The sequence below is a fragment of the Halostella salina genome (assembly GCF_003675855.1).
Classification (GTDB): Archaea; Halobacteriota; Halobacteria; order Halobacteriales; family Natronoarchaeaceae; genus Halostella; species Halostella salina.
Map to the genome: position 1 here is coordinate 89,725 of NZ_RCIH01000001.1, position 20,291 is coordinate 110,015.

Consider the following 20,291-nt stretch of genomic DNA (forward strand, 5'->3'; position numbering starts at 1 on the left):
TCAGGTTGTCTCCCGTAGTCGGATGGTCGATGGACGCTCCCGAGCCACGTACACCTTTCGGACGCCGCGGTCGTGGAGGTCGGTCCCGCAGTCCCCGTCGGCGACCGCCGTGCGGACCCGGTCGGGGTCGTCGACCCGCGCCCCGGCGACGACGTCGACCCCGGCGTCGAACAGCGGCTCCGGCAGGAGCGACGCCGTCGCGCCGACGAGGACGACCGTCGCGTCGTCGGGTGCCGCGTCGAGGTATCGCTCGATGCCGCCGTACACGAACGTCGATCCGGTGACGAACACCACGTCGGCGTCGGCCATCGCCGCCCGGGCTTCCCCCGGCTCGAACGTCCGGACGGTGACGCCGTCGGGCGCGGTCACCTCGCCGACCGGCTCCCGTTCTACGACCCGCACCGTCACGCCGTCGAACTTCCGGAACGCGGGGCGGAACAGCCCGACGGTGACGACCGTCTCGACGTCGTCGGCCAGCAGCGCCATCGGGTCGCCGGTCCGCCACCGGACGTGCGGGGCCGAGGCCGCGTTCAGCGTCGCGACGGCGGCCGCGCGTTCGAGGCGGCCGTGCGTCGCGGCGGCACCGTCGCCCGCTTCCGGCCCTCGAATTGGGGCCAGCAACGCGTCGACTGTCTCCCCGAGTGCGGTGGAGTCCGCTCCGCGCGGGCGGTGTGCGAGGCCGGCCAGCCGGTCCCCGTCCGGGCCGACGAGTTCGACCAGCACCGCCGCCCCGCCGACGGTCACGCGGTCGAGGCGGTGTCCGGCGAACGCGTCGCGCGCCCGGAGCGCGTCGTCGACCGCCCGTAGCAGCCGGTCGGTCACGGCGAGCCACCCCCGTCGGCCGCGCGCCGGCCGTCGTGTTCGTAGCCGACCGGCCCGGCGAGCCCGCGCGTCTCGATCTGGCGTGCTGCCTCGCCGAGGTCGGCCGCCTCGGCGAAGCCAAACAGCGCGTCGACGTAGGGGAGCACCGTCGCCATCCCGCGCGAGGCCGGCTCGAACGCCGGCGAGACGGCAAGCGGGTTGAGCCAGACGACCGCGCTCGCCCGGTCGGCGAGCCAGGTGATCCCGGCGGAGAGATCCGCCGAGTCGCCCACGTCCAGCCCGTCGCTGACGACGACGACCGCGGTCCGGCGGTCGACGGCGTAGGGTGCCGTCCGGCGGAGCGTCCCGAACGCGTGGCCGATCCGGGTGCCGCCGCCCCACTCGACGCCCGCCTCGCGGAGCGCCGCTGCCGGGTCGCCGTCGGCCCGCGCGAAGGCGTCGGTCGCCTCGACCAGATCCGTGTCGAAGAGGAACACCCGTGCGTCCAGCGCCCGCGTCGTGAGGCGCTCGGCGAGCGTCAGGAGCGCGCTCCTGTCTACCGTATCGAGGACGGAGCCGCTCACGTCGACGAGCAGGCAGCAGCGCAGTTCGCTCGCCCGCGCGTCGGTCCGCGGGAGGTCCATCGGCACGCCGCCAGTTGCGAGGCTCGCCCGGAGCGCGCCCCGGGCGTCGACGGCCGACCCCGCGGGGGACCGGCGGCGACGGCGGCCGGGCAGCGTCGCCAGCGCGTCGACGAAGCGGTCGACGGCCGCGCGGTCGCCGTCCGCGACCGACGGCGTCGCCGCGTCCACCGGCTCGCTCCCGCCGACGGCGCTGTACCGGCGCGCGTCCGCGCCGTCGGGGTCGGTCGCCCGGTCGCCGGACGCCCGGCGGCGCTCGGTCGGGATCCGGACCTCGACGGTGCCGTCCCCCTCGCCGTCAAGATCCGGCGGGTCGGCGTCGTCGAGGGTGTCGGCCTCGCCGTCGCCGTCGTCGGTCGCCCCGGTGGCGTCCGGCCCGTCGCCGTCGTCGCCCGACGCTTCCGGGCCGTCAGACGCGGTGGCAATCCGGTCGATCCCGCCCCGGAGCCGCTGCCAGAACTCGGGGAACGCCTCGTCGAACGCCGCGGCGTCGCCCGCCTCGGCGACGAGGCTCGCGCGGAGCGCCGCCTCGACGCGGTCCCGGTCGTCCAGCCCGACCGCCGCGAGCGCCCGGGCGGCGTCCTGCGCCGCCGCGGCGTGGACGCTCGCCCCGTCCGCCCGCAGGTCCCGGACCAGCCGAAACAGCTCCACGAGGACGTGCTTCCGGGCGGCACGGAAGTCCGGGGCGCTCCCTGTCGTGCCGTACTCGTCGATGCCAGCGCCGCGGCCGTCGCCGTCCGGACCCCCGTTCCCCCCCATGGTCACTCGACCCGGTCGGTCGCCGCGACCGCGGCCTCGTGCAGTCGGTTCAGTAGCTCGTCGTCGACGCCGGTCACGTCCTCGGCCTCCTTCAGCAGGCAGCCGAGGGTGCGTTCGATCTCGCCCGGCGACAGCGGCTCGTCGCGCTCCTCGCGGCGGAGCCGCGCGACGGCCTGCGCCCAGTCCAGCGTCTCCGCGACGCCCGGCTGCTTGAGAAAGGACTCCTCGCGCAGTTCCGCGACGACGGCGCACACCTCGGCCGCGACGGCGGCGTCCAGTTCGGGCACCTTCCGGCGGACGATCTCGTACTCGGTTTCGAAGCTCGGCGGCTCGACGTGGAGGTAGAGACAGCGCCGCTTCAGCGCGTCGCTCAGCCCCCGCGTCCGGTTCGACGTGAGCACGACGACCGGCGGCTGGTCGGCGCTCACGGTGCCGTACTCCGGGATCGACACCTGGAAGTCCGACAGCACCTCCAGCAGGAACGCCTCGAACGCCTCGTCGGCGCGGTCGATCTCGTCGATGAGCAGGACCGGCGGCCGGTCGCCGTCGGTTCGGAGCGCGCGCAGCAGCGGCCGTTCGAGCAGGTACTCCTCGTCGAACACCGACGCCTCCCCGGGACTCCCGCCCCGACCGCCGCCACCCGCCACCGCGCCCTCGTCGCCCTGCACGGCCAGCAGCTGCTTCGTGTAGTTCCACTCGTACAGCGCGTTCTCGGCTGTCAGCCCCTCGTAACACTGCAGCCGGATCAGCTCCGTGTCGAACGCCGCCGCGAGCGTCTTGCCCAGTTCGGTCTTCCCGCTGCCGGGCGGTCCCTCGACGAGCAACGGCTGACCCAGTTGCAGGGCGAGCGCGACGGTCGTCACGGTGCGGTCGTCGGCGACGTAGTCGGTCCGGTCGAACCGCTCCCGGAGGTCGGCCTCCGTCACCGCGTCGAACGCCCCGGCCGCCCCCTGCTCGCTCACGGCTCCACCTCCGCGACGTACTCCGCCGGCTCGGACTCGAACGAGTCGGCACAGCCGTGACAGCAGAAGTGGTACGTCTCCCCCCCGTACTCGACGCTCGCCGCGGCGTCGTCGGGGTCGACCGTCATCCCGCAGACGGGATCGACGGCCGCGTCGGAGCCGTCCGCGTCGGTCTCGTCGCCCTCGTGGCCGTCGTCGCCGTGGTCGTGGCCGCCGCCGTCGCTGTGGTCGTGGCCACTGTGGTCGTCGTGATCATGGCCGCCGTGGTCGGCGGCGGCGTCCGCGTCCTCGCTCGCCGCGGCGTCGTCGTCCACGCTCCCACGCGAGCGCACGTCGACGACCTCCGCGAGCAGGCTGGCGGCGAGTTCGGCCGGCGTGTGCGCGTCGATGTCGACGCCGGCCGGGTTCGTGACGGCCGATCGAATCCCCTCGGGGTCGCGGTCGAGCAGCCCGGCGGCGCGCTCGACCTCCTCGGTGGCCCGTTCGTCGCTGGCGACCAGCCCGACGTACGGCGCGTCCGCGAGGACTCCGGCGGCGACCCCCCGGGCGTCGTACCCGCCCATCGAGGCGACGACGACGACCGGCGACCGGCCGACTGCATCGGCGATCTCGGACGGCTCGACCGTGGCGAGGACGTTCGTGCCCGCGGGTACGTCCGGCTCGGCGTCCCCGTCCGCAACCACGAGCGTCACGTCGACCGCCAGTTCGTCGGCCATGCGGGCGAGCGACCGCGCGACCGGCGAGTCGCCGACGACGACCAGTTCGGTCCGGGCGACCGGTTCGAGGAATATCTCCAGCACGCCGTCGCTGTGACACCGCATGGGGAACGCGTCGAGGCCCGGCCGGTCGACGGTCGCCGGGTCCGGCGCGATCCCGATCAGGCGCGGCTCGCCCGCCGCGATCGCCTCGCGGGCCTCCTCGGCCACGACCGACTGGGCGCAGGACACCCCGCCGACCCAGCCGTGCAGTTCGCCGTCCTGCGTCACGACCGCTCGGTCGCCGACGTTGGCCGACACCGGCGGCTCGCGCCGGACGACGGTCGCGCGGGCGTACGGCTCCCCGCGTGTCTGCAGTTCGTCCTCCAGTGCCGATACGTCCCCGTCGTCCAGCCCGCTCCCGCGGGGCGCGTCGTGTGCTGTCTCGTCGTGTGGCATCGTGTGGTGTGAGCGTCGCCGGGGCGGGCGGTCCGTCCCGGCAGTCGGCGCGGTGCGGTCAGTCGTCGGCCGGTTCCCCGTCGTCCTCGACGCTGAACTCGACGTTCCGGACGGGCTGGTGGCTCAGCCCGACCTCGTCCAGTTTCTCCCAGACCACGTCGGGCGTCATCGGCATCTCGACGTGGCTGACGCCCTCGTGGGACATCGCGTCGACGACGGCGTTGACGATCGCCGGCGGCGAGCCGACGGTCGGCGACTCGCCGACGCCCTTCGCCCCGATCGGATGGTGGGGCGACGGCGTGACGGTGTGGCCCGTCTCGAAGTTGGGGATCTCGTTTGCGGTCGGCAGCAGGTAGTTCATGAAGTCGCCGCCCGTGACGTTGCCGTTGTCGTCGTAGGTGACGTGCTCCATGAGCGCCGTCCCGATCCCCTGTGCGAGGCCGCCGTGGATCTGCCCCTCGATGATCATGGGGTTGATCCGGTTGCCGCAGTCGTCGACGGCGACGAACTTCTCGAACTCGATCTCGCCGGTCTCGCGGTCGATCTCGACGATCACGATGTACGACCCGAACGGGTACGTCATCTCCGGCGGGTCGTAGTAGTTCACCGCCTCGAGCCCCGGCTCCTCGCCGCCGGGGTGGTTCATGTACGCGCCGGCCGCGATCTCGGTGATGGTGATCGAGCGGTCGGGCGCGCCGGCGACGTGGAACTCGCCGGACTCGCGGTCCCACTCGATGTCCTCCTCGGCGGCCTCCAGCTCGTTGGCCGCGATGGACTTGGCCTTGTCGCGGACCTTCCGCGCCGCGACGGCGGCGGCCGCGCCGGCGACCGGCGTCGACCGGGAGCCGTAGGTGCCCAGTCCGTATGGCTCCGTGTCGGTGTCGCCGTGCTCGACGACGATGTCGTCGACGTCCATGCCGAGCTCCTCGGCGACGATCTGGGCGAACGTCGTCTCGTGACCCTGCCCCTGCGTCTGGACGCCGATGCGCAGGACTGCGTTGCCGGTCGGGTTCACGCGCAGGTCCGCGGAGTCGAACATCTCGATGCCGGCGATGTCGCACTGCTTGCCGGGGCCGGCCCCGACGACCTCGGTGAAGGAGGAGATGCCGATGCCCAGCAGCTTGTCGGCGTCCTCCTCCAGCCGGCGCTGTTGCTCCTCGCGGTAGTGCTCGTAGTCGGCCATCTCCAGGGCCTTGTCGAGCGCCTTCTCGTAGTCCCCGGAGTCGTAGTTCCACCCCGTCGCGGACTCGTAGGGGAACGCGTCCGACGGGATGAAGTTCTTCCGCCGGATCTCCGCCGGGTCCATGTCGAGTTCGTCGGCGAGCACCTTCACCATGCGCTCGATGAGGTACACCGCCTCCGTCACGCGGAACGAACACCGATACGCGACGCCGCCGGGGGCGGTGTTGGTGTACACCCCCGTCAGCGAGCCGTACGCCGCCTCGATGTCGTACGACCCGGTGAAGATGTTGAAGAAGCCCGCCGGGAACTTCGAGGGCTGGGCCGCCGCGTTGTACGCGCCGTGGTTGGCGAGCACGTCGACTTTGACGCCCTCGATCACGCCGTCCTCGGTGGCGGCGAGTTCGCCCGTCATGTCGTAGTCGCGGGCGAACCCGGTCGTCTGGATGTTCTCCGAGCGCTCCTCGATCCACTTGACCGGCTCCTCCAGCACGTACGACGCCGCCGCGGCGACGACGTAGCCGGGGTAGATCGGCACCTTGTTGCCGAAGCCGCCCCCCACGTCCGGGCTGACGATCCGGACCTTGTGCTCGGGGATGCCCGACACCTGCGAGAACAGGGTGCGGTGGGCGTGGGGTGCCTGCGAGGTCATGTGGACCGTCATCTTGTCCTTGCCGGGGTCCCAGTCGGCGACCGCGCCGCAGGTCTCGATCGGCGCGGGGTGGAGCCGCTGGTACAGCATGTCCTCCTCGACGGTCACGTCGGCCTCGTCGAACACCTGCTCGGTCTGCTCCTTCTCGCCGGTTTCCCAGTCGAAGATGTGGTTGTCCTCCTGGTCTTCCAGTTCGTCGCGGACCAGCGGCGCGTCGTCTTCGAGCGCCTCCTCGGCGTCGACGACCGGGTCGAGCACGTCGTACTCGACCTCGACCTTCTGCGCGCCGTCCTTCGCGGCGTAGCGGTCCTCGGCGATGACGGCCGCGACCTCCTGTGACTGGAACTTCACCTTGTCCCGGACGAGCACGTCCTGCGTGTCGTCCATCAGCGTCGGCATCGTCGCCAGGTCGTGAGCCAGCAGGTCCTCCGCCGTGAGCACGGCGACGACCTCGTCCATCGCCTCGGCCCGGGAGCCGTCTATCTCCTCGATCCGGGCGTGAGCGTGCGGACTCCGGACGATCTCGCAGTGGAGCATCCCCGGTTTCTTGATGTCGTCGACGTAGTTGCCCCGGCCGGTGATGAAGCGCTTGTCCTCCTTGCGGCTCACCTCCTCGCCCATGCCGCCGCGGCCGTGGCCGCAGTGTTTCTCCGGTTCGGGGCCGTCGTCGTCCGGGTGCTGGTACTCCGTGTCGGCGTCGGGTGCGTTTTCGCGGTCGGAACTCACTGGTCGTCACCTCCGAGGTGGTCGCGGTCGAACTGGTCGTCGAACGACTCCCGGTCGCCGTCGGGACCGCCACAGCAGTCCTCCAGCCCGCAGAACGTGTCGGCGTCGCCTGCCGTGGCGAACTCGGCGTCCGTGTCGTCGCCAGCCGTCGCACCGCCGTCGGCGGCCGCCGTCCCGCCGTCCGTCGCGGCACGGGCGTCGAGCTCGTCGGCCGCGTACTCGATCGATCGGACGATGTTCTGGTAGCCCGTACACCGACAGAGGTTGCCGCTTATCGCCTCGCGGATCTCGTCCTCGACGGGGTCGGGGTTCTCGTCCAGCAGCGCCTTGCCGGCCATGAGCATCCCCGGGGTGCAGTAGCCACACTGCAGGCCGTGCTCCTCGCGGAACCCCTCCTGTAGCGGGTGGAGGCCGTCGGACGCGGGCAGGTCCTCCATCCCCTCGACGGTGAGGATCTCCGCGCCGTCGGCCTGCGTCGCGAACATCAGGCAGGACTTGATCGGTTCGCCGTCCTTCAGCACGGTGCAGGCCCCGCAGTTGCCGGTGTCACAGCCGATGTGCGTGCCCGTCAGGTCCAGGTCCTCGCGGATCGCGTGGACGAGGAGCCGCCGCGGCTCCACTGCCACCGTGTGCTCGGTGCCGTTTACCGTCAGCGTGATCTCCGTTTCGTCGGTCACTGTGTAACCCTCCGTTTGACCGTCCCGGCGCGCTCGGCGGCGTCGCCCAGCGCGCGCTGTGTGAGGACGTTCACCATCCGTTCCTTGTACGCCGCGCCGCCGTGCTCGTCGGACTCGGGGTTGGACTGCTCGCTCGCCAGCTCCCCGGCCTCCTCGAACAGGTCGGCGCTGGGGCGCTCGCCTTCGAGCAGGTCCTCGGCGTCGGTCGCGCGGGCGTTCGTGATGTCGACCGCCGTCATCCCGATCCCGGCCGTCTCGATGACGCCGTCGTCGTCCATGACGAGCCGTGCGCCGACGCCGGCCATCGCGTAGTCGCCGGTCTTGCGCTTCAGCTTGTGGTACGCGCTGCCCTCGTTCGGCTCCGGCGTCGGGACGCGCACCTCCGTGATCAGTTCGTCCTCCGACAGCGTCGTGTCGTACGGCAGGAGGAAGAACTCGTCGGCCGGGATCGTCCGGTCGCCGTCCGGCCCGTGGGCGACGACCTCGCCCTCGTGGGCCAGCAGGACGCTCCCCCAGTCGCCCTTCGGGTCGGCCTGCGCGACGGAGCCGACGACCGTCCCGCGGTTGCGGATCTGCGGGTCCGCGACGAGCGGCGCGGTGTCGGCGAAGCTGCCGTAGCGCTCGGCTATCAGGTCGGACTCCTCCACGTCGGCGTGGCGCGCGAGCGCCCCGAGCTTGAGGTAGCCGTCGTCCTCGTGGAGGTAGTCGAGCGAGTCGATGCCGTTGATGTCGACGACGACGTCGGGGTTCGCCAGCCGGAACCGGAGCATCGGCACGAGGCTCTGGCCGCCGGCGAGGATCGTCGGGTCGTCCAGGCTCTCCAGCAGGCTCGTCGCCTCCCCGACCGTCGACGGTTCGTAATGTTCGAACGGTGCGGATTTCATCAGAACATCCCCCGGATCTTGTCCGTGACGCCCGAGTCAGTCTCCTCGACCTCGGTCATCTCGGACTCGATGTTGCTGAAGAAGTTGTTCACGATCTTGTTGGCGACCGGGTTGATGACGCGGCCGCCGAGCTGTGCGATCCGCCCGGAGATGTCCGCCTCGGTCCACCACTCGATGCGGGAGCCGTCGCCGTCCTCCAGCTCGTGGATCCGCATCCCCGACTCCATGCTGAAGCCGCTGCTGCTGGCGGAGCCGGAGCCGGTCGCCGTCATCTCGAAGTTCTCCTCGTCGCGCTCGTCGATGGTGACCGTCGTCTCGAACTTCGGCTTCACGCTACCGACGCCGACCTGCATCAGCGCCGCGTACTGCTGGCCCTCCTTGAACGCTCGTGCGGCGACCGCGTCGGCGTCTGCCTCCGGGAGCGTCTCGACGTCCTCCTCGGGCTCGTAGCTGTCCCACTCGAAGTCGTCGTCCATCGGCGTGATGTACTTGCAGCCCTTCAGCGCGTCCCGGACCGCGATGGGGTCCGAGAGCACGACCCAGGCCTTGTCGGGCGGTACGTCCGCCAGTTCGAACTCGCCGTCGAACTCCATCAGCGACCGCCTCCGTCCGCCCCGGTTCGTCGCTCGCTCGCCGCCGTCATCTTTTATAACCCTCCACTATGAGCATACTATTACCACGCTCCATGCTATGGGATACCACCCTAATAAGGTTATTGAACGTGAAAGATACGTCGTGGACGAGATCACACCGATCCGAGCCGTCGAGACCGACGGAGCGAACCGGGAGGTGCAGGGCGAGTGACCGCTGACCACGACCACGGGGAGATGCGCTCCTGGCGGGATGGGGCCGAGACGGTCCGCGATCTGCGCGCTCGCCGGCTCGAACGCCGCAACGTCGAGACGGTTCCGCTGGACCGGATCGCCGGGCGCGAACTCGCCGAGCCGGTCGACGCGCCGACGGCCGTGCCCGCCCGGAGCCACGCGACGATGGACGGGTACGCGTTCGACGCCGCCGGCGAGTACCCCTACGACCTCGTCGACGCCGAGGTGTACCCGGACGACGAGCCGCCGTCGCTCGCGGCCGGCGAGGCCGTCAGGATCTTCACCGGCGCGCCAGTCCCGCCCGACGCCAACGCCGTGCTGAAACAGGAGGAGGCGACCGTCGAAGACGGGCGGCTGACGGGGACGCCCACCGATCCCGGGACGTACGTGTACGAGCGCGGGAGCAACGTCGCCGAGGGCGAGCGCCTGTTCGACGCGGGGGAGCGCCTCGGGCCGAAGGACGCCCTGTTGCTCGGGGACCTCGGAATCGACGAGGTGGCCGTCCGCGAGCGCCTCTCGGCCGGCCTGCTGGCGACCGGCACGGAGATCCACGAGGGGAAACACCGCGACCTGGACTCGCCGATGCTCGCCGGCCTCGTCCGGTCGTGGGGCCACGAGGCGACGTACGAGGGGACCGTCCCCGACGACTACGAGCGCGTCCGGGACCGGATCGCCGCCCTCGCGGCCGACCACGACGTGGTGCTGACGACCGGCGGGACGAGCGTGGGGAAAGCCGACTACGTCGTCCGGGCGCTGCGCGAACTGGGCGACGTGCTGTTCCACCGCGTCCGCCTCCGTCCCGGCAAACCGATCGCCGTCGCCGAACTCCCCGATGCGGTCGTCTTCGCCATCCCCGGCAAGCCGGTCGGCGCGCACGCGGTCACGTCGCTGGTCGCCCGACCCTACTTCACCGGGCGCGTCGACCTGCCCACCGTCGACGCGACGATGGCCTGCGACGTTGGCATCTCGGTCCCCGGCTTCGCCTACGCCGTCCCGGTGACGCTCGCGGACGGGACGGCGACGCCGCTCGGCCACGCCGAGTCGCCGCTCGCGGTGTACGACGACGAGTTCGACCCGAGCGTGCTCTCCTCCAGCACGCGCGCGTCCCGGGCCGACGGGTTCGTCCTCACCGAGGACGCGCTGGCCGCGGACGAACCGGTCGACGTGGTTCCCTACCCCGTCGTGGAGCGATGACGGCCGACGACGCGGAGGATGCCGCCGGGGACGCCGACTCCACCGACGGTCGGCCGTCCGGGGGCGACCTCCCACTCGTCGAACCGCCGTTCGGCGGGGACGAACCGGACGACGGGACCGACCCGGACGACGGCGAGTCGCCCCGCGTCGGCGGCGTCCTCCTCGCGGGCGGGACCAGCAGCCGCTACGGCGACCGGAACAAGCTGCTGGAACCGGTCGACGGCGAGCCGATCGTCGCTCGCGCGGCGCGGACGCTCGTCGACGCGGGACTGGACCCGGTTGTGGCGGTCACCGGCCACGAGGCCGGACGCGTGCGGGCGGCGCTGTCGGACTCCCCAGTCACGACGGTCCACAACCCGGACTACCGGGACGGTCAGGCGTCCTCGGTCCGAACCGGGGTCGCGGCGCTCCGCGAGCGGGCGGCGGTCGACGCCGCCGTCGTCGCGCTCGGCGACATGCCCTTCGTCGATCCGGGGACGGTGCGGACGCTCGTGGCCGCGTACGCCGCGGGCGTCGGGGACGCGCTCGCCGCCGCCCACGACGGCGAGCGCGGGAATCCGGTGCTGTTCGACCGTCGTTTCTTCGACGACCTGACCGACGTGGCGGGCGACACGGGCGGCCGGGCGATACTGCTCGGCAGCGATGCGGGCGCGCTCGTCGCGGTCGCGGACCCGGGCGTGCGCCGGGACGTGGACGAACCGGATGACCTCGACGACGGCCGCTAAACTCCCGCGGCGCTACTCGTCGTCGGCCGCCTTCCGGACGACGATATCGCCGTTCTCGACGTGCCACTCGACGCGGTCGCCGGCCCCCACGTCGAGGAAGTTCCGAACCGGCTTCGGGACCGTCGTCAGGTTCTTCTCCGAGACCTTGGTGTCGGTGAGGTTACCCATCGGTCCGGCGTACGGCCGTAGCACACACATAGTTTGCGCTACGTCGTCGCGTAGCGACCCGTCTGTCTCGGCCCCGTCGCTAGTGCCGGCGCTCGCTGCACCCGCCGGCCCCGGAAACGGGCAGAAATTTTACTACCGGTTGACGGGATATCCGACCGTGATCCTCTGTGTGGACCCGGACGACCGGGAGCGGGAACGGACCGCCGAGGCGCTCGCGGCGGCGGGGTTCGACACCCGGACTGCAGGGTCGGTCGCGGACGCCCGCGATGTGCTCGACGGCGACCTGACAGTCGAGTGTCTCGTCACCGAGCAGGTGCTCCCCGACGGGTCCGGCCTCGAACTCGTGCAGGCAACCCGGGAGACGGCCCCCGACACCGCCTGTGTTCTCTACACCGACCGTCCGATCGAGCAGATCGACACGGCCGCCTTCGGCGAACTCGTGGCCGAGTACCTCCCGAAGGCCGGCCCGGAGACGCTGGACGAACTCGTGTCGCTCGTCGAACACAGCGTCGCCTTCCACAACCAGACCGCCTACCCCCTCCCCGAGAACGAGGACGCCCGCGTGGCCGCCCTCGGGCGATACGCGATCGACCCGGAGGCGCTCGGGGACTCCGTCGACCGGTTGACCGAGGTCGCGACCGAACTGTTCGACATCGACGCCGCCGCGGTCGGGCTTATCGACGCGCACGAGGAGCGGTTTTTCGCCTGCCACGGCGTCTCGTTCGGTCAGATCCCGCGCGAGGAGACGGTCTGTACGTACGCCATCCTCGACGAGGACGTGACGGTCCTCGAGGACGTTCGCGACGACCCCCGGTTCGCGGAGAACGACCATCTCGCGGCCGCGGACATCCGGTTCTACGCGAGCGCGCCGCTCGTGACGCCGGACGGTGAGGCGATCGGTGCCTTCTGTGTGTTCGACGACGCTCCGCGGGCGTTCTCCGACCGCGACCGGGAGCTTCTGTCCATGCTCGCCGACGAGGCGATGGAGCAACTCGACCTGCGCCGCCGCCTGCGCGACGGTGATGGGGGGGATACCGATGGGTGACCCCTACGCGTTCGACGGGCTTCCGGTGGAGCCGATCCGGGCCGGAACGGTGCTACTCGTCTCCGGGCCGATGCATGCGGGTGCTCGCGACCTGGCCCTGCAACTGCTCTCGGGGACGGCCGACGAGGGGGTCGTCATCATCACCACCAACCGTCGGGCGGAGCGGATCGCGGACGACTGCGCACGGGTCGGGATCGAACTCGCGGCCGACCGGGCCGCGATCCTCGACTGCGTCGGCGAGGAGGCCTCGAACGTGCCGGCGCGGGTGCTCTCGGTCTCCGGCCCGGCGGACCTGACCGGCATCGGGATGTGCTTCTCCGACGTGTACCGGGATTACAACAGTTCGGGGATCGAACGCGTCCGCACGGGGCTGTTCTCGCTGTCGACGCTGCTCTCCTTTGGCGACCTCAAGTCGGTCTCCCGCTTTGCCCACACGCTCGGGGGTCGCATCGACAGCGTCGACGGGTTCGGCGTCCTCCTCATCGACCCCGTGATCCACGACGACCGGACGATCAGCACGCTTAGCCAGTTCTGTGACGCCCGGATCGACGTCCGGGACACGGACGCCACGCCGGAACTGCGCGTCCGCGGGCTGCCCGACCAGCCCCGCGAGTGGACCCCGTTCGAACCCACCTCGGACTGACCGGTTCGGGGCGGCCGGAACCGCCGGACGAACCTGCCGGTGGGGGGAGCGCGAGTCCAGCGACCGGGGTACACGAGAAATCGCGCTGACGCCGGCTACACCGCCGAGTTCCAGCGGTGCGCGCCGCCGTCCGACGCCCGGTCGAAGTCCATGTCGAAGCGGTCGGAGTCGAGCAACACCGGTCCCGGCACGTACGCGTCGTCGTCCCCGACGGCGGTCAGGAGGCCGCGCTCGTGCATCGTCGACAGCACGTCGCGGACCGTCCGCTCCCGGCCGTCGACCAGATTCGCCTCCGCCATCACGGCGTCAACGTCGACGCGTCCTTCCAACATCGCGAGCCGGATCGCGGACACCCACGCCGGCTCGCGCCTCATCTCCCGACACATCGTTGTTGCACGGCAAGTCCGGCGAGGTAATATAACTTGCTGCAGGGCCTGCCGACGGCTTCGTGTGGGGCGGCGGTCCGATCGCCGGACAACGTAATCCTTAACAACTTTTCCCGCTTCAGTTAATATATGACGGTCGCAAGCGTCTCGATGCCCGAGGAACTCCTGAACCGGATCGACGAGTTCGCCGAGGACCACGGCTACACCGGCCGGAGCGAGGTCGTCCGGGAGGCCGCCCGCAACCTGCTCGGGGAGTTCGAGGACAAGCGCCTGGAGGGCCGCGAGCTGATGGGCATCATCACCGTGATGTTCGACTACGAGACGACCAGCGTCGAGGAGAAGATGATGCATCTCCGCCACGAGCACGAGAACCTGGTCGCGTCGAACTTCCACAGCCACGTCGGCGAGCACCACTGCATGGAGCTGTTCATCCTCGAGGGGTCGCTGGAGGAGATCTCGACGTTCGTCGGGAAGATCCGCGCGACCCAGGACACGCTGAACGTCGACTACTCGGTGATGCCGGTCGACGACTTCAACCCCCTGACGGCGGAGTAGCGGTCCCGTACCTTCATCTGGTCGCGGCCCGTTTTGCGACGCCATGAGCGACTCGATGGACGGCCGGTCGGCCGACGCGGTCTTCGGACTCCTCGCCGACAGCACGCGCGTCGAGATCCTGCGGGCAGTCGCGGTCAAACAGTCCGAGCTGCCACAGCGGTCGGGACCGATGCGGCTGTCGTTCTCCGACATCTACGACGCGGTCGACGTCGACAACACGTCGAAGCTGTCGTACCACCTCGGGGAGCTGACTGGCACCTTCCTCCGCAAGGACGAGGACGGGTACTCCTTTACCCACGCCGGGCAGGAGCTCGTTCGCTTCGTTCTCTCGGGCAACTACGAGCGACCGCCGGCGTTCGGCCCGGTGGAGACTCGCGGGACGTGCCTGTTCTGCGGTGCGACGGAACTGGAGGCCCGGTTCCAGCACGAGCTGTTCTTCGTCGTCTGTACCGACTGCGAGGAACCCGCGATGGGCTACTTCCTCAAGCCCGCGCAGGCGCGGGCCTGGGACGGCGAGGAACTGGTCCGGATGGCGATCCGGAAACAGACGTTCGACTACCGGCAGGTCAGACGCGGGGTCTGTCCGACCTGCGCCGGCCCGCTCTCGACCGTGGTGATGGACGCCAGCGACTCGCCGTTACCCGACGCGGACTCGTTCGTGGCGGTGGACCGCTGCGAGGCGTGTCTGCGCCGCTACTCCGGACCGTTGACCTACGGCGTCGCGCACCATCCCGCGTCGGTCGCCTTCCACTGGGACCACGGGATCGACGTGCTGTCGGAGGGGATCCGGCTGTTCAACGACCGCATTCGGGCGGGGCGCTGGACCTCCGAGCAGGCAGCGACGGACCCCGCCGAGTACGCGGTCGAGTTGCGCGAGGGCGACGACGTGCTTCGTGCCCGCCTCGACGACACCGCGACGGTGATCCACACGGAGCGCGTGCGACGCAGCGGCGTCGGTCAGCCGGAATAGTGAAAGAAGAATTACAAAACGCCGGTTGAGTGACTCGGCCAACGCACGCTCCCGTCTCCCGGTGATCCGACGATCATCCCCGTTTCGCGGGCGCTCCGGCTCAAATCCGATTTTGAAACGGGGCTGGTAATATATCAAAAAGTCGATAATACTTATGAACGAGCGAGCCGCCCGGTCGAACGAGGAACGAACCCATGAACTCGACCGAACGACCCGAGCACGGACGAGCACAGTCCGCCGAGCGCGGGGCCGACGCCGGCACCGACCCCGTCGGAAACCGGCCAATGTCCACCGACGAGATCCGGGCCGCCTACGCCGACTACGCCGACGCATTCCGGCGGTTCGAACGGTTCGACCGCTTGTTCGTCGGCGGCTACCGGGAGCGGCAGTTCGGCGACGCCGAGGGCCGCGTCCTCGACGTCGCCTGCGGCACCGGGACGAACTTCCCGTACCTCCCCGGGACGGTCGACCTCGTCGGCGTCGACATCAGCCCGGAGATGCTGGCGGGTGCCCGCGACCGGCTCGCCGACCTCGAACTCGACGGGACGGTCCGCCGGATGGACGCCCAGAACCTCGACTTTCCGGACGACAGCTTCGACACCGTGATCTCGGCGCTGTCGACCTGCACGTTCCCGGACCCGGTCGCCGCTCTGCGGGAGATGGAGCGCGTCTGCGACCCCGACGGCCGGATCCTGCTCGTCGAACACGGCCGGAGCAGCGTCGGTCCGGTCGCGCGCTTCCAGGAGTGGCGCGCCGACGCTCACTACGAGACGGCCGGCTGTCGCTGGACGCAGGAACCGCTGGCCGTCGTCGACGAGGCGGGGCTGACGGTCCGGCGCGCCGACTCCGGCTTCCTCGGGATGATCACGACGGTCGAGGCCGTCCCGGAGTGATCCACGATGTCGGGATCCAGCCTCAAACGGCTCGTCGACGGATGGGTCGGCATGCTCACGACCCATAGCTGGGCGGTCGTCCTCGTGATGCTCGTGCTGACGGCCGGGATGGCCGTCGGGGCGACGGGGATGAACACCGACAGCGGCGGGGGCGGCAACGCGATGCTGCCCGAGACGACGCCCGACCGGAAGGCCGACTACGTCGCCGAGCGCTACGGCGACGGGTCGGGGGGCGGCGACCCGGTGCGCGTCGAGGTGTACGTCCGCGACGCCGACGGGAACGCGCTGTCGAAGGCCGCGCTGCTCGACGCGCTACGCTACCAGCGGGCGGTGACCGACAACGCGTCCGTCGCCACCGCGACGCCCGACGACGGCGGGGTCCGGAGCGTCCCCAGCCTCGTCGCGCGGCGACTGGCGGACGACCCGGACGCGGACCTCGACGCGCAGGTCGCCGCGCTCGACGGCGCGAGCGAGCAGGCGGTCGACGCCGCCCTCCGCGGGACGCTCACCGCGGATTCGGCGGCGCTGCGCCTGCTGCCCGCCAGCTACGAGCCGGGCACCGCGACCGCCGAGAGCCACCGCCTGCTGTTCGCGTTCGAGGCGGCCGACGACGGCGAGGCACCGAGCGCCGCGACGAAGGCGCTGTTCGCGGAAGCGGACGGCCGCGAGGACCCCGAGTTCTTCACGCTCGGCGAGCACGCCATCGCCCAAAACAGCGAGCGGATGAACCGGAACACGGCCCAGTTCGTCCTCCCCATCGCGCTGGCGCTGATCGTCGGCGTCCTCGCGTTCACGTACCGCGACGTCGTCGACGTGGCGGTCGGGCTGGTCGGCGTCGTCGTCTCCGTCGTCTGGATGTTCGGGATCCTCGGCTGGCTGAACGTCGCCGCCGGGATCACGATGATCGTCGGGCCGGTGCTGATCGCCGGGTTGAGCATCGACTACGGGTTCCACGTGTTCACGCGCTACCGCGAGAACCGCGGCCCCGACGAGGGCGTCCGACCGCCGATGCGCCGCGCCGTCCGGGCCGTCGCGTTCGCGCTCGGCCTCGTGACGCTGACCACGGCGATCGGCTTCCTCTCGAACGTCGTCAACCCCGTGCCGGACATCCGCGCGCTGGGGATCGGGATCACGCTCGGCGTCGTCTCGTCGTTCGTGGTGTTCCTGACGCTCGTCCCGGCGCTGAAGGTCGGGGTCGATAGCCTGCTGGAGCGCTTCGGGCTCGACCGCCGGAAGCGACCGCTCGGCGAGAGCGCCCTCGTCCGGCCCCTGCTGCAGGCCAGCGTCGGGCTGGCGAAGCGGGCCGCGCCGGCCGTCATCGTCCTCGCGCTGGTCGCGGGCAGCAGCGGCGCGGTCGCGTGGACGGCGCTGGACGAGAAGCCGTTCGAGCGCCAGACGGAACCGGCCGCGGAGTGGAAGACCGAACTCCCCGGGCCGATGGCCTGGGACGGCGGGGACTACAGCCTGCACCGGAGCTACGTCAACGAGCAGTACCGCGCGGTCGCCGACGACGAGAGCGAGCGCGTCCAGCTGCTCGTCGAGGGCGACGTGACCGACGCGGACACGTTAGACCGCGTCCAGCGCGGCGCTGACGCTCTCGCCGCGGACCGGCGGGGGAGCGCCCGCGTCGTCTCGCCCGTGACCGTCATGGGCTCGGTCGCCGAGCGCAACGACGCGTTCGCGGAGACCCTCGCGGCCGCCGACACGGACGGCGACGGCGTGCCGGACCGGAACGTCGGGGCGGTGTACGACCGCCTCTACGAGGTCGCGCCCGGCGCGGCGAGCCGCGTGATAGAGCGGACCGACGGCGAGTACCGGTCGGTGCGCGTCGTCGGCCCCGCCGACGGCACCGGCACCCTCGATGAGCGCGCCGGCGACCAGCGTGTGGCCGCCACGGCGGTCGCGTCCGGCGACGACGACCTGACCGTCACGGCCGTCAGCGGCACGACGATCCGGCAGGCCGGGATCGCTGCGCTCACCGACGGCATCCTCCGCGTGATGGCGCTGGCGCTGGCGGCGGTGCTGCTCGCCCTGGTCGCAGTCTCGTGGCGCGTCCACGGGAGCGCCTCGCTGGGCGTGGTCACGGGCGTCCCCGTCGCGCTGGTGACCGGGCTCGTCGTCACCGGCATGTATCTGCTCGACGTGCCCCTGACGATGCTGACGGCGCTCCTGATGAGCCTCGTCATCGGGCTGGGGATCGACTACAACATCCACCTGAGCGACCGGTTCGCCGGGGAACTGCGCGACGGCCGCGCCCCGTCCGCGGCGCTCGAAGCCGCCGTCGTCGGCACCGGGGGCGCGCTGCTCGGCAGCGCCCTGACCACCGCCGTCGCGTTCCTCTCGCTGACGCTTCACCCCTCCCCCCAGCTACAGAACTTCGGCACGCTGGTCGTGCTGGCCCTGCTCGCCGCCTTCGTCGTGAGCACCGTCGTCCTCCCGAGCATGCTCGCGCTCTGGGCGCGCGCCGGCAGGTCCGAGGCGATTCGCGGCGGCTCGGAGCGCCCGGCGGCGGCCGCCGACGATTGAGGGGGCCGTCGGGACGACGGACGGGCCCGTCCGCATCCCCTCAGAGGAACGGCACGGCAAACGCCGCCGTCGCGGCGCTGATGACGGCCCATCCGGCGTAGTTCCACCACGGGACGCCACGGAAGCGCGGTCCGGGGAGGTCGTCGGTGTACGTCCAGTGGCCGTCCGCGACGCCGCGGTGGTCGACGAGCAGGTCGTACCCCGTCGCCAGCGCCGCGCCGGCCGCGACCGCCGGCCAGCCGTCGACCGCCAGCAGCGCGACCCGGAACGCGGCGTACACGGCACCCGTCCACCCCAACAGGACGTAGAGCGGGACGCCGACGACTTTCGGGCCGATATGGTGGTCGAGCCAGCCGGCGTTGATCACGGCCGCCTCGGCGACGAACGCGACGGCGGCCCCGCCGCCGAAGAATGCGACCGTCGCGGCCGTCGGCCACGTGACGGCGGCGTGGACGAGCGCGACGAGACCGACCGCCGCGGTCGTCGCGGCGAAGGTTCGACTGTCGGACATGCGCGGGACTACCCGTCGAGCCGGCATAAAGCCGGAGCGTTCCGGCTGTCGTCGCTCCGCGGCGGCCGCTGCCGGTCAGTCGGCGGCCGACGCGGCCGGCGAGTCGTAGCCGGACTTGACGGGCGGCGACAGCGCGAACAGGAGGGCGGCCCCGACGATGAACACGGCACCGAGCAGCGCCACCGCGTCCAGCGTCGACCACCACGTGGCGAGGACGCCGCTCCCGACGCGGAACGGGATGCCGGCGACCGAGCGCAGCATGGCGACCGACGACAGCAGGGTCGCGCGGCCGACCGACTGCACCTGGTCGTTGATGTACCCCTGGTAGATCGGTCGGATCACCGAGCTGCCGCCCTTCATCGCGAAGAACATCGGGAACGCCAGCAGCGGAACCAGCCCCGCGGCGACGTACGTCGCGGCGATCCCGACGGGGACGAGCAGCATCGCGTTGCGGACGCCCAGCAGCGACTCCAGGTCGCTGGCGTAGTCGCTCGTCACGGCCGAGACGACGGTAAAGGAGGCGTAGAGGAAGCCGATCGTCGGCGCCTCGGCGAGCCCCCAGCGCTCCAGCCGCGGCCCGACGCTGGCCTCCAGCGTGTTCTGCGCGATGGGCTGGATCCACATGTCCATCGTGAGGATCGCGCCGCTGAACAGCGCGAGGTAGACGACGAAGGAGCGCAGGCTCGGCGCGGCCAGCTGGTCGCGGATGACCGGGAGCGCGTCGACGATGGTCATCACCTCGTCGTCGGTGTCCTCGTCGTCGTCGTACGCCCGGTTCTGCGGGAGTCGGAGGACGAGGACGAGGTTGATCAGCGCCACCGCGACGCCCGCGTAGAACGGGTAGAAGCGGTTCGTCGCGTAGAGAAAGCCGCCGGCGATCAGCGTGACGACGCTCACCCACTGCCCGATCGCCCGGCCGCGGCCCTGGACGCGGGTGAACTCGTCCTCGTCGCCGTGCTCGGCGAGCGTGTCGTACAGCCACGCGCTCCCGCTGCCGGAGATGAACGTGCCGCCGAACGACAGCATCACGAACGTGAACGTGAAGCCGACGAAGTCGGTGGCGACGAGGTAGCTGGCGTTCGACACCACCATCAGCGCCGCCCCGACCGCGAGGCTGTTCCGGCGGCCGATCCGGTCGCCGACGTAGCCGGTCGGGATCTCGCCCGTCACGACGACGACCGCCTGGATCGTGGCGATCAGGCCGATCTGGGCGAAGCTGAGGCCGTTCCACAGCAGGAACAGCGTGTACACGGGGTAGTGGAAGCCGGGGCGGGCGGTCGCGCGGTAGAGGTAGTAACGGGTGACGACCGCGGACTTGGAGAGGCGCGCCATCTGCGGGTTCCCGGAGGATCATTTCGAATCGATATATATCTGGCGTGTATGTGTCACGCATTCTCAGAAACCGACCGCGGCGCG

At 71.1% G+C, this 20,291-nt stretch carries 20 protein-coding genes; 8 read left to right on the forward strand and 12 right to left on the reverse strand.

From position 1 onward, the window contains the following. Genes D8896_RS00520 through D8896_RS00555 form a run of 8 tightly spaced genes read right to left on the reverse strand, consistent with a single transcriptional unit; the run spans window position 1 to window position 9,028 of the window. The gene (locus tag D8896_RS00520) at window positions 1-822 is read right to left on the reverse strand and encodes a Rossmann-like domain-containing protein (RefSeq protein ID WP_121820122.1); all 822 of its coding nucleotides are present in this window, start codon (window positions 820-822) and stop codon (window positions 1-3) included. After that, window positions 819-2,201, reverse strand: a complete 1,383-nt coding sequence (locus tag D8896_RS00525; RefSeq protein WP_121820123.1) for a VWA domain-containing protein — start codon at window positions 2,199-2,201, stop codon at window positions 819-821. The genes D8896_RS00520 and D8896_RS00525 overlap by 4 nt, the downstream gene beginning before the upstream one ends. A gap of 2 nt (window positions 2,202-2,203) precedes the next feature. Then, complete coding sequence (locus D8896_RS00530; protein ID WP_121820124.1) at window positions 2,204-3,163, reverse strand: AAA family ATPase; 960 nt, start codon at window positions 3,161-3,163, stop codon at window positions 2,204-2,206. Further along, the gene (locus D8896_RS00535; protein WP_121820125.1) at window positions 3,160-4,317 is read right to left on the reverse strand and encodes an XdhC family protein; all 1,158 of its coding nucleotides are present in this window, start codon (window positions 4,315-4,317) and stop codon (window positions 3,160-3,162) included. Before D8896_RS00535 ends, D8896_RS00530 begins: the two co-directional genes overlap by 4 nt. A gap of 58 nt (window positions 4,318-4,375) precedes the next feature. Beyond that, a complete protein-coding gene (locus D8896_RS00540; RefSeq protein WP_205596734.1) occupies window positions 4,376-6,874 on the reverse strand; it encodes an aerobic carbon-monoxide dehydrogenase large subunit in 2,499 nt (832 codons plus the stop codon). After that, on the reverse strand, window positions 6,871-7,551 hold the full coding sequence (locus D8896_RS00545; protein ID WP_121820126.1) for a (2Fe-2S)-binding protein: 681 nt from the start codon (window positions 7,549-7,551) through the stop codon (window positions 6,871-6,873). Before D8896_RS00545 ends, D8896_RS00540 begins: the two co-directional genes overlap by 4 nt. Continuing rightward, window positions 7,548-8,435: an FAD binding domain-containing protein gene (locus D8896_RS00550; RefSeq protein WP_121820127.1), complete on the reverse strand. Its 888-nt coding sequence runs from the start codon at window positions 8,433-8,435 to the stop codon at window positions 7,548-7,550. Before D8896_RS00550 ends, D8896_RS00545 begins: the two co-directional genes overlap by 4 nt. Then, a complete protein-coding gene (locus D8896_RS00555) occupies window positions 8,435-9,028 on the reverse strand; it encodes a CoxG family protein (protein ID WP_205596735.1) in 594 nt (197 codons plus the stop codon). The genes D8896_RS00550 and D8896_RS00555 overlap by 1 nt, the downstream gene beginning before the upstream one ends. A gap of 234 nt (window positions 9,029-9,262) precedes the next feature. Between D8896_RS00555 and D8896_RS00560 the strand changes: the two genes are divergently transcribed. After that, window positions 9,263-10,453: a molybdopterin molybdotransferase MoeA gene (locus tag D8896_RS00560; RefSeq protein WP_121820671.1), complete on the forward strand. Its 1,191-nt coding sequence runs from the start codon at window positions 9,263-9,265 to the stop codon at window positions 10,451-10,453. Then, entirely contained in the window at window positions 10,450-11,178 is a 729-nt protein-coding gene (locus tag D8896_RS00565) for a nucleotidyltransferase family protein (protein ID WP_121820129.1), read from the forward strand. The genes D8896_RS00560 and D8896_RS00565 overlap by 4 nt, the downstream gene beginning before the upstream one ends. A gap of 12 nt (window positions 11,179-11,190) precedes the next feature. Here the strand turns inward: D8896_RS00565 and D8896_RS19070 are convergent, their stop codons facing one another. Further along, window positions 11,191-11,346, reverse strand: coding sequence for an AbrB/MazE/SpoVT family DNA-binding domain-containing protein (locus D8896_RS19070; RefSeq protein ID WP_205596736.1), 156 nt, complete (start codon window positions 11,344-11,346; stop codon window positions 11,191-11,193). Between the two features lie 157 nt (window positions 11,347-11,503). Between D8896_RS19070 and D8896_RS00570 the strand changes: the two genes are divergently transcribed. Both D8896_RS00570 and D8896_RS00575 read left to right on the forward strand, forming a co-directional pair. Beyond that, the gene (locus tag D8896_RS00570) at window positions 11,504-12,391 is read left to right on the forward strand and encodes a GAF domain-containing protein (RefSeq protein ID WP_162991378.1); all 888 of its coding nucleotides are present in this window, start codon (window positions 11,504-11,506) and stop codon (window positions 12,389-12,391) included. Beyond that, window positions 12,384-13,034, forward strand: coding sequence for a DUF7504 family protein (locus D8896_RS00575; RefSeq protein WP_121820131.1), 651 nt, complete (start codon window positions 12,384-12,386; stop codon window positions 13,032-13,034). Before D8896_RS00570 ends, D8896_RS00575 begins: the two co-directional genes overlap by 8 nt. A gap of 95 nt (window positions 13,035-13,129) precedes the next feature. On the opposite strand, the gene D8896_RS00580 is transcribed toward D8896_RS00575, so the two are convergent. Then, the gene (locus D8896_RS00580; RefSeq protein ID WP_121820132.1) at window positions 13,130-13,420 is read right to left on the reverse strand and encodes a hypothetical protein; all 291 of its coding nucleotides are present in this window, start codon (window positions 13,418-13,420) and stop codon (window positions 13,130-13,132) included. Between the two features lie 129 nt (window positions 13,421-13,549). Here D8896_RS00580 and D8896_RS00585 point away from each other — a divergent pair, with 129 nt between their 5' ends. The 4 genes from D8896_RS00585 to D8896_RS00600 all read left to right on the forward strand — a co-directional run bounded on the left by D8896_RS00585 (window position 13,550) and on the right by D8896_RS00600 (window position 18,364). Beyond that, window positions 13,550-13,975: a CopG family ribbon-helix-helix protein gene (locus tag D8896_RS00585; RefSeq protein WP_121820133.1), complete on the forward strand. Its 426-nt coding sequence runs from the start codon at window positions 13,550-13,552 to the stop codon at window positions 13,973-13,975. A gap of 43 nt (window positions 13,976-14,018) precedes the next feature. Then, a complete protein-coding gene (locus tag D8896_RS00590) occupies window positions 14,019-14,945 on the forward strand; it encodes an ArsR/SmtB family transcription factor (protein ID WP_205596737.1) in 927 nt (308 codons plus the stop codon). A gap of 194 nt (window positions 14,946-15,139) precedes the next feature. Next, window positions 15,140-15,838: a class I SAM-dependent methyltransferase gene (locus D8896_RS00595; RefSeq protein WP_240451980.1), complete on the forward strand. Its 699-nt coding sequence runs from the start codon at window positions 15,140-15,142 to the stop codon at window positions 15,836-15,838. Window positions 15,839-15,844: 6 nt separating this feature from the next. Then, complete coding sequence (locus D8896_RS00600; protein ID WP_121820134.1) at window positions 15,845-18,364, forward strand: efflux RND transporter permease subunit; 2,520 nt, start codon at window positions 15,845-15,847, stop codon at window positions 18,362-18,364. A 40-nt stretch (window positions 18,365-18,404) separates the two neighbouring features. Here the strand turns inward: D8896_RS00600 and D8896_RS00605 are convergent, their stop codons facing one another. Together D8896_RS00605 and D8896_RS00610 are read right to left on the reverse strand one after the other, a co-directional pair. Further along, window positions 18,405-18,875: a carotenoid biosynthesis protein gene (locus D8896_RS00605; RefSeq protein WP_121820135.1), complete on the reverse strand. Its 471-nt coding sequence runs from the start codon at window positions 18,873-18,875 to the stop codon at window positions 18,405-18,407. 75 nt (window positions 18,876-18,950) lie between these two features. Further along, on the reverse strand, window positions 18,951-20,207 hold the full coding sequence (locus D8896_RS00610; protein WP_121820136.1) for an MFS transporter: 1,257 nt from the start codon (window positions 20,205-20,207) through the stop codon (window positions 18,951-18,953). Window positions 20,208-20,291: the final 84 nt, after the last annotated feature.

What these genes read in the sequence shown, in the direction of transcription:
- D8896_RS00525 (WP_121820123.1), bottom strand. Translation starts at nt 2,201, where the DNA reads ATGGGGGGGAACGGGGGTCCGGACGGCGACGGCCGCGGCGCTGGCATC.
- D8896_RS00535 (WP_121820125.1), bottom strand. Translation starts at nt 4,317, where the DNA reads ATGCCACACGACGAGACAGCACACGACGCGCCCCGCGGGAGCGGGCTG.
- D8896_RS00550 (WP_121820127.1), bottom strand. Translation starts at nt 8,435, where the DNA reads ATGAAATCCGCACCGTTCGAACATTACGAACCGTCGACGGTCGGGGAG.
- D8896_RS00555 (WP_205596735.1), bottom strand. Translation starts at nt 9,028, where the DNA reads ATGGAGTTCGACGGCGAGTTCGAACTGGCGGACGTACCGCCCGACAAG.
- D8896_RS00560 (WP_121820671.1), top strand. Translation starts at nt 9,263, where the DNA reads ATGCGCTCCTGGCGGGATGGGGCCGAGACGGTCCGCGATCTGCGCGCT.
- D8896_RS00565 (WP_121820129.1), top strand. Translation starts at nt 10,450, where the DNA reads ATGACGGCCGACGACGCGGAGGATGCCGCCGGGGACGCCGACTCCACC.
- D8896_RS19070 (WP_205596736.1), bottom strand. Translation starts at nt 11,346, where the DNA reads ATGGGTAACCTCACCGACACCAAGGTCTCGGAGAAGAACCTGACGACG.
- D8896_RS00575 (WP_121820131.1), top strand. Translation starts at nt 12,384, where the DNA reads ATGGGTGACCCCTACGCGTTCGACGGGCTTCCGGTGGAGCCGATCCGG.
- D8896_RS00580 (WP_121820132.1), bottom strand. Translation starts at nt 13,420, where the DNA reads ATGTGTCGGGAGATGAGGCGCGAGCCGGCGTGGGTGTCCGCGATCCGG.
- D8896_RS00585 (WP_121820133.1), top strand. Translation starts at nt 13,550, where the DNA reads ATGACGGTCGCAAGCGTCTCGATGCCCGAGGAACTCCTGAACCGGATC.
- D8896_RS00590 (WP_205596737.1), top strand. Translation starts at nt 14,019, where the DNA reads ATGAGCGACTCGATGGACGGCCGGTCGGCCGACGCGGTCTTCGGACTC.
- D8896_RS00595 (WP_240451980.1), top strand. Translation starts at nt 15,140, where the DNA reads ATGAACTCGACCGAACGACCCGAGCACGGACGAGCACAGTCCGCCGAG.
- D8896_RS00600 (WP_121820134.1), top strand. Translation starts at nt 15,845, where the DNA reads ATGTCGGGATCCAGCCTCAAACGGCTCGTCGACGGATGGGTCGGCATG.
- D8896_RS00605 (WP_121820135.1), bottom strand. Translation starts at nt 18,875, where the DNA reads ATGTCCGACAGTCGAACCTTCGCCGCGACGACCGCGGCGGTCGGTCTC.
- D8896_RS00610 (WP_121820136.1), bottom strand. Translation starts at nt 20,207, where the DNA reads ATGGCGCGCCTCTCCAAGTCCGCGGTCGTCACCCGTTACTACCTCTAC.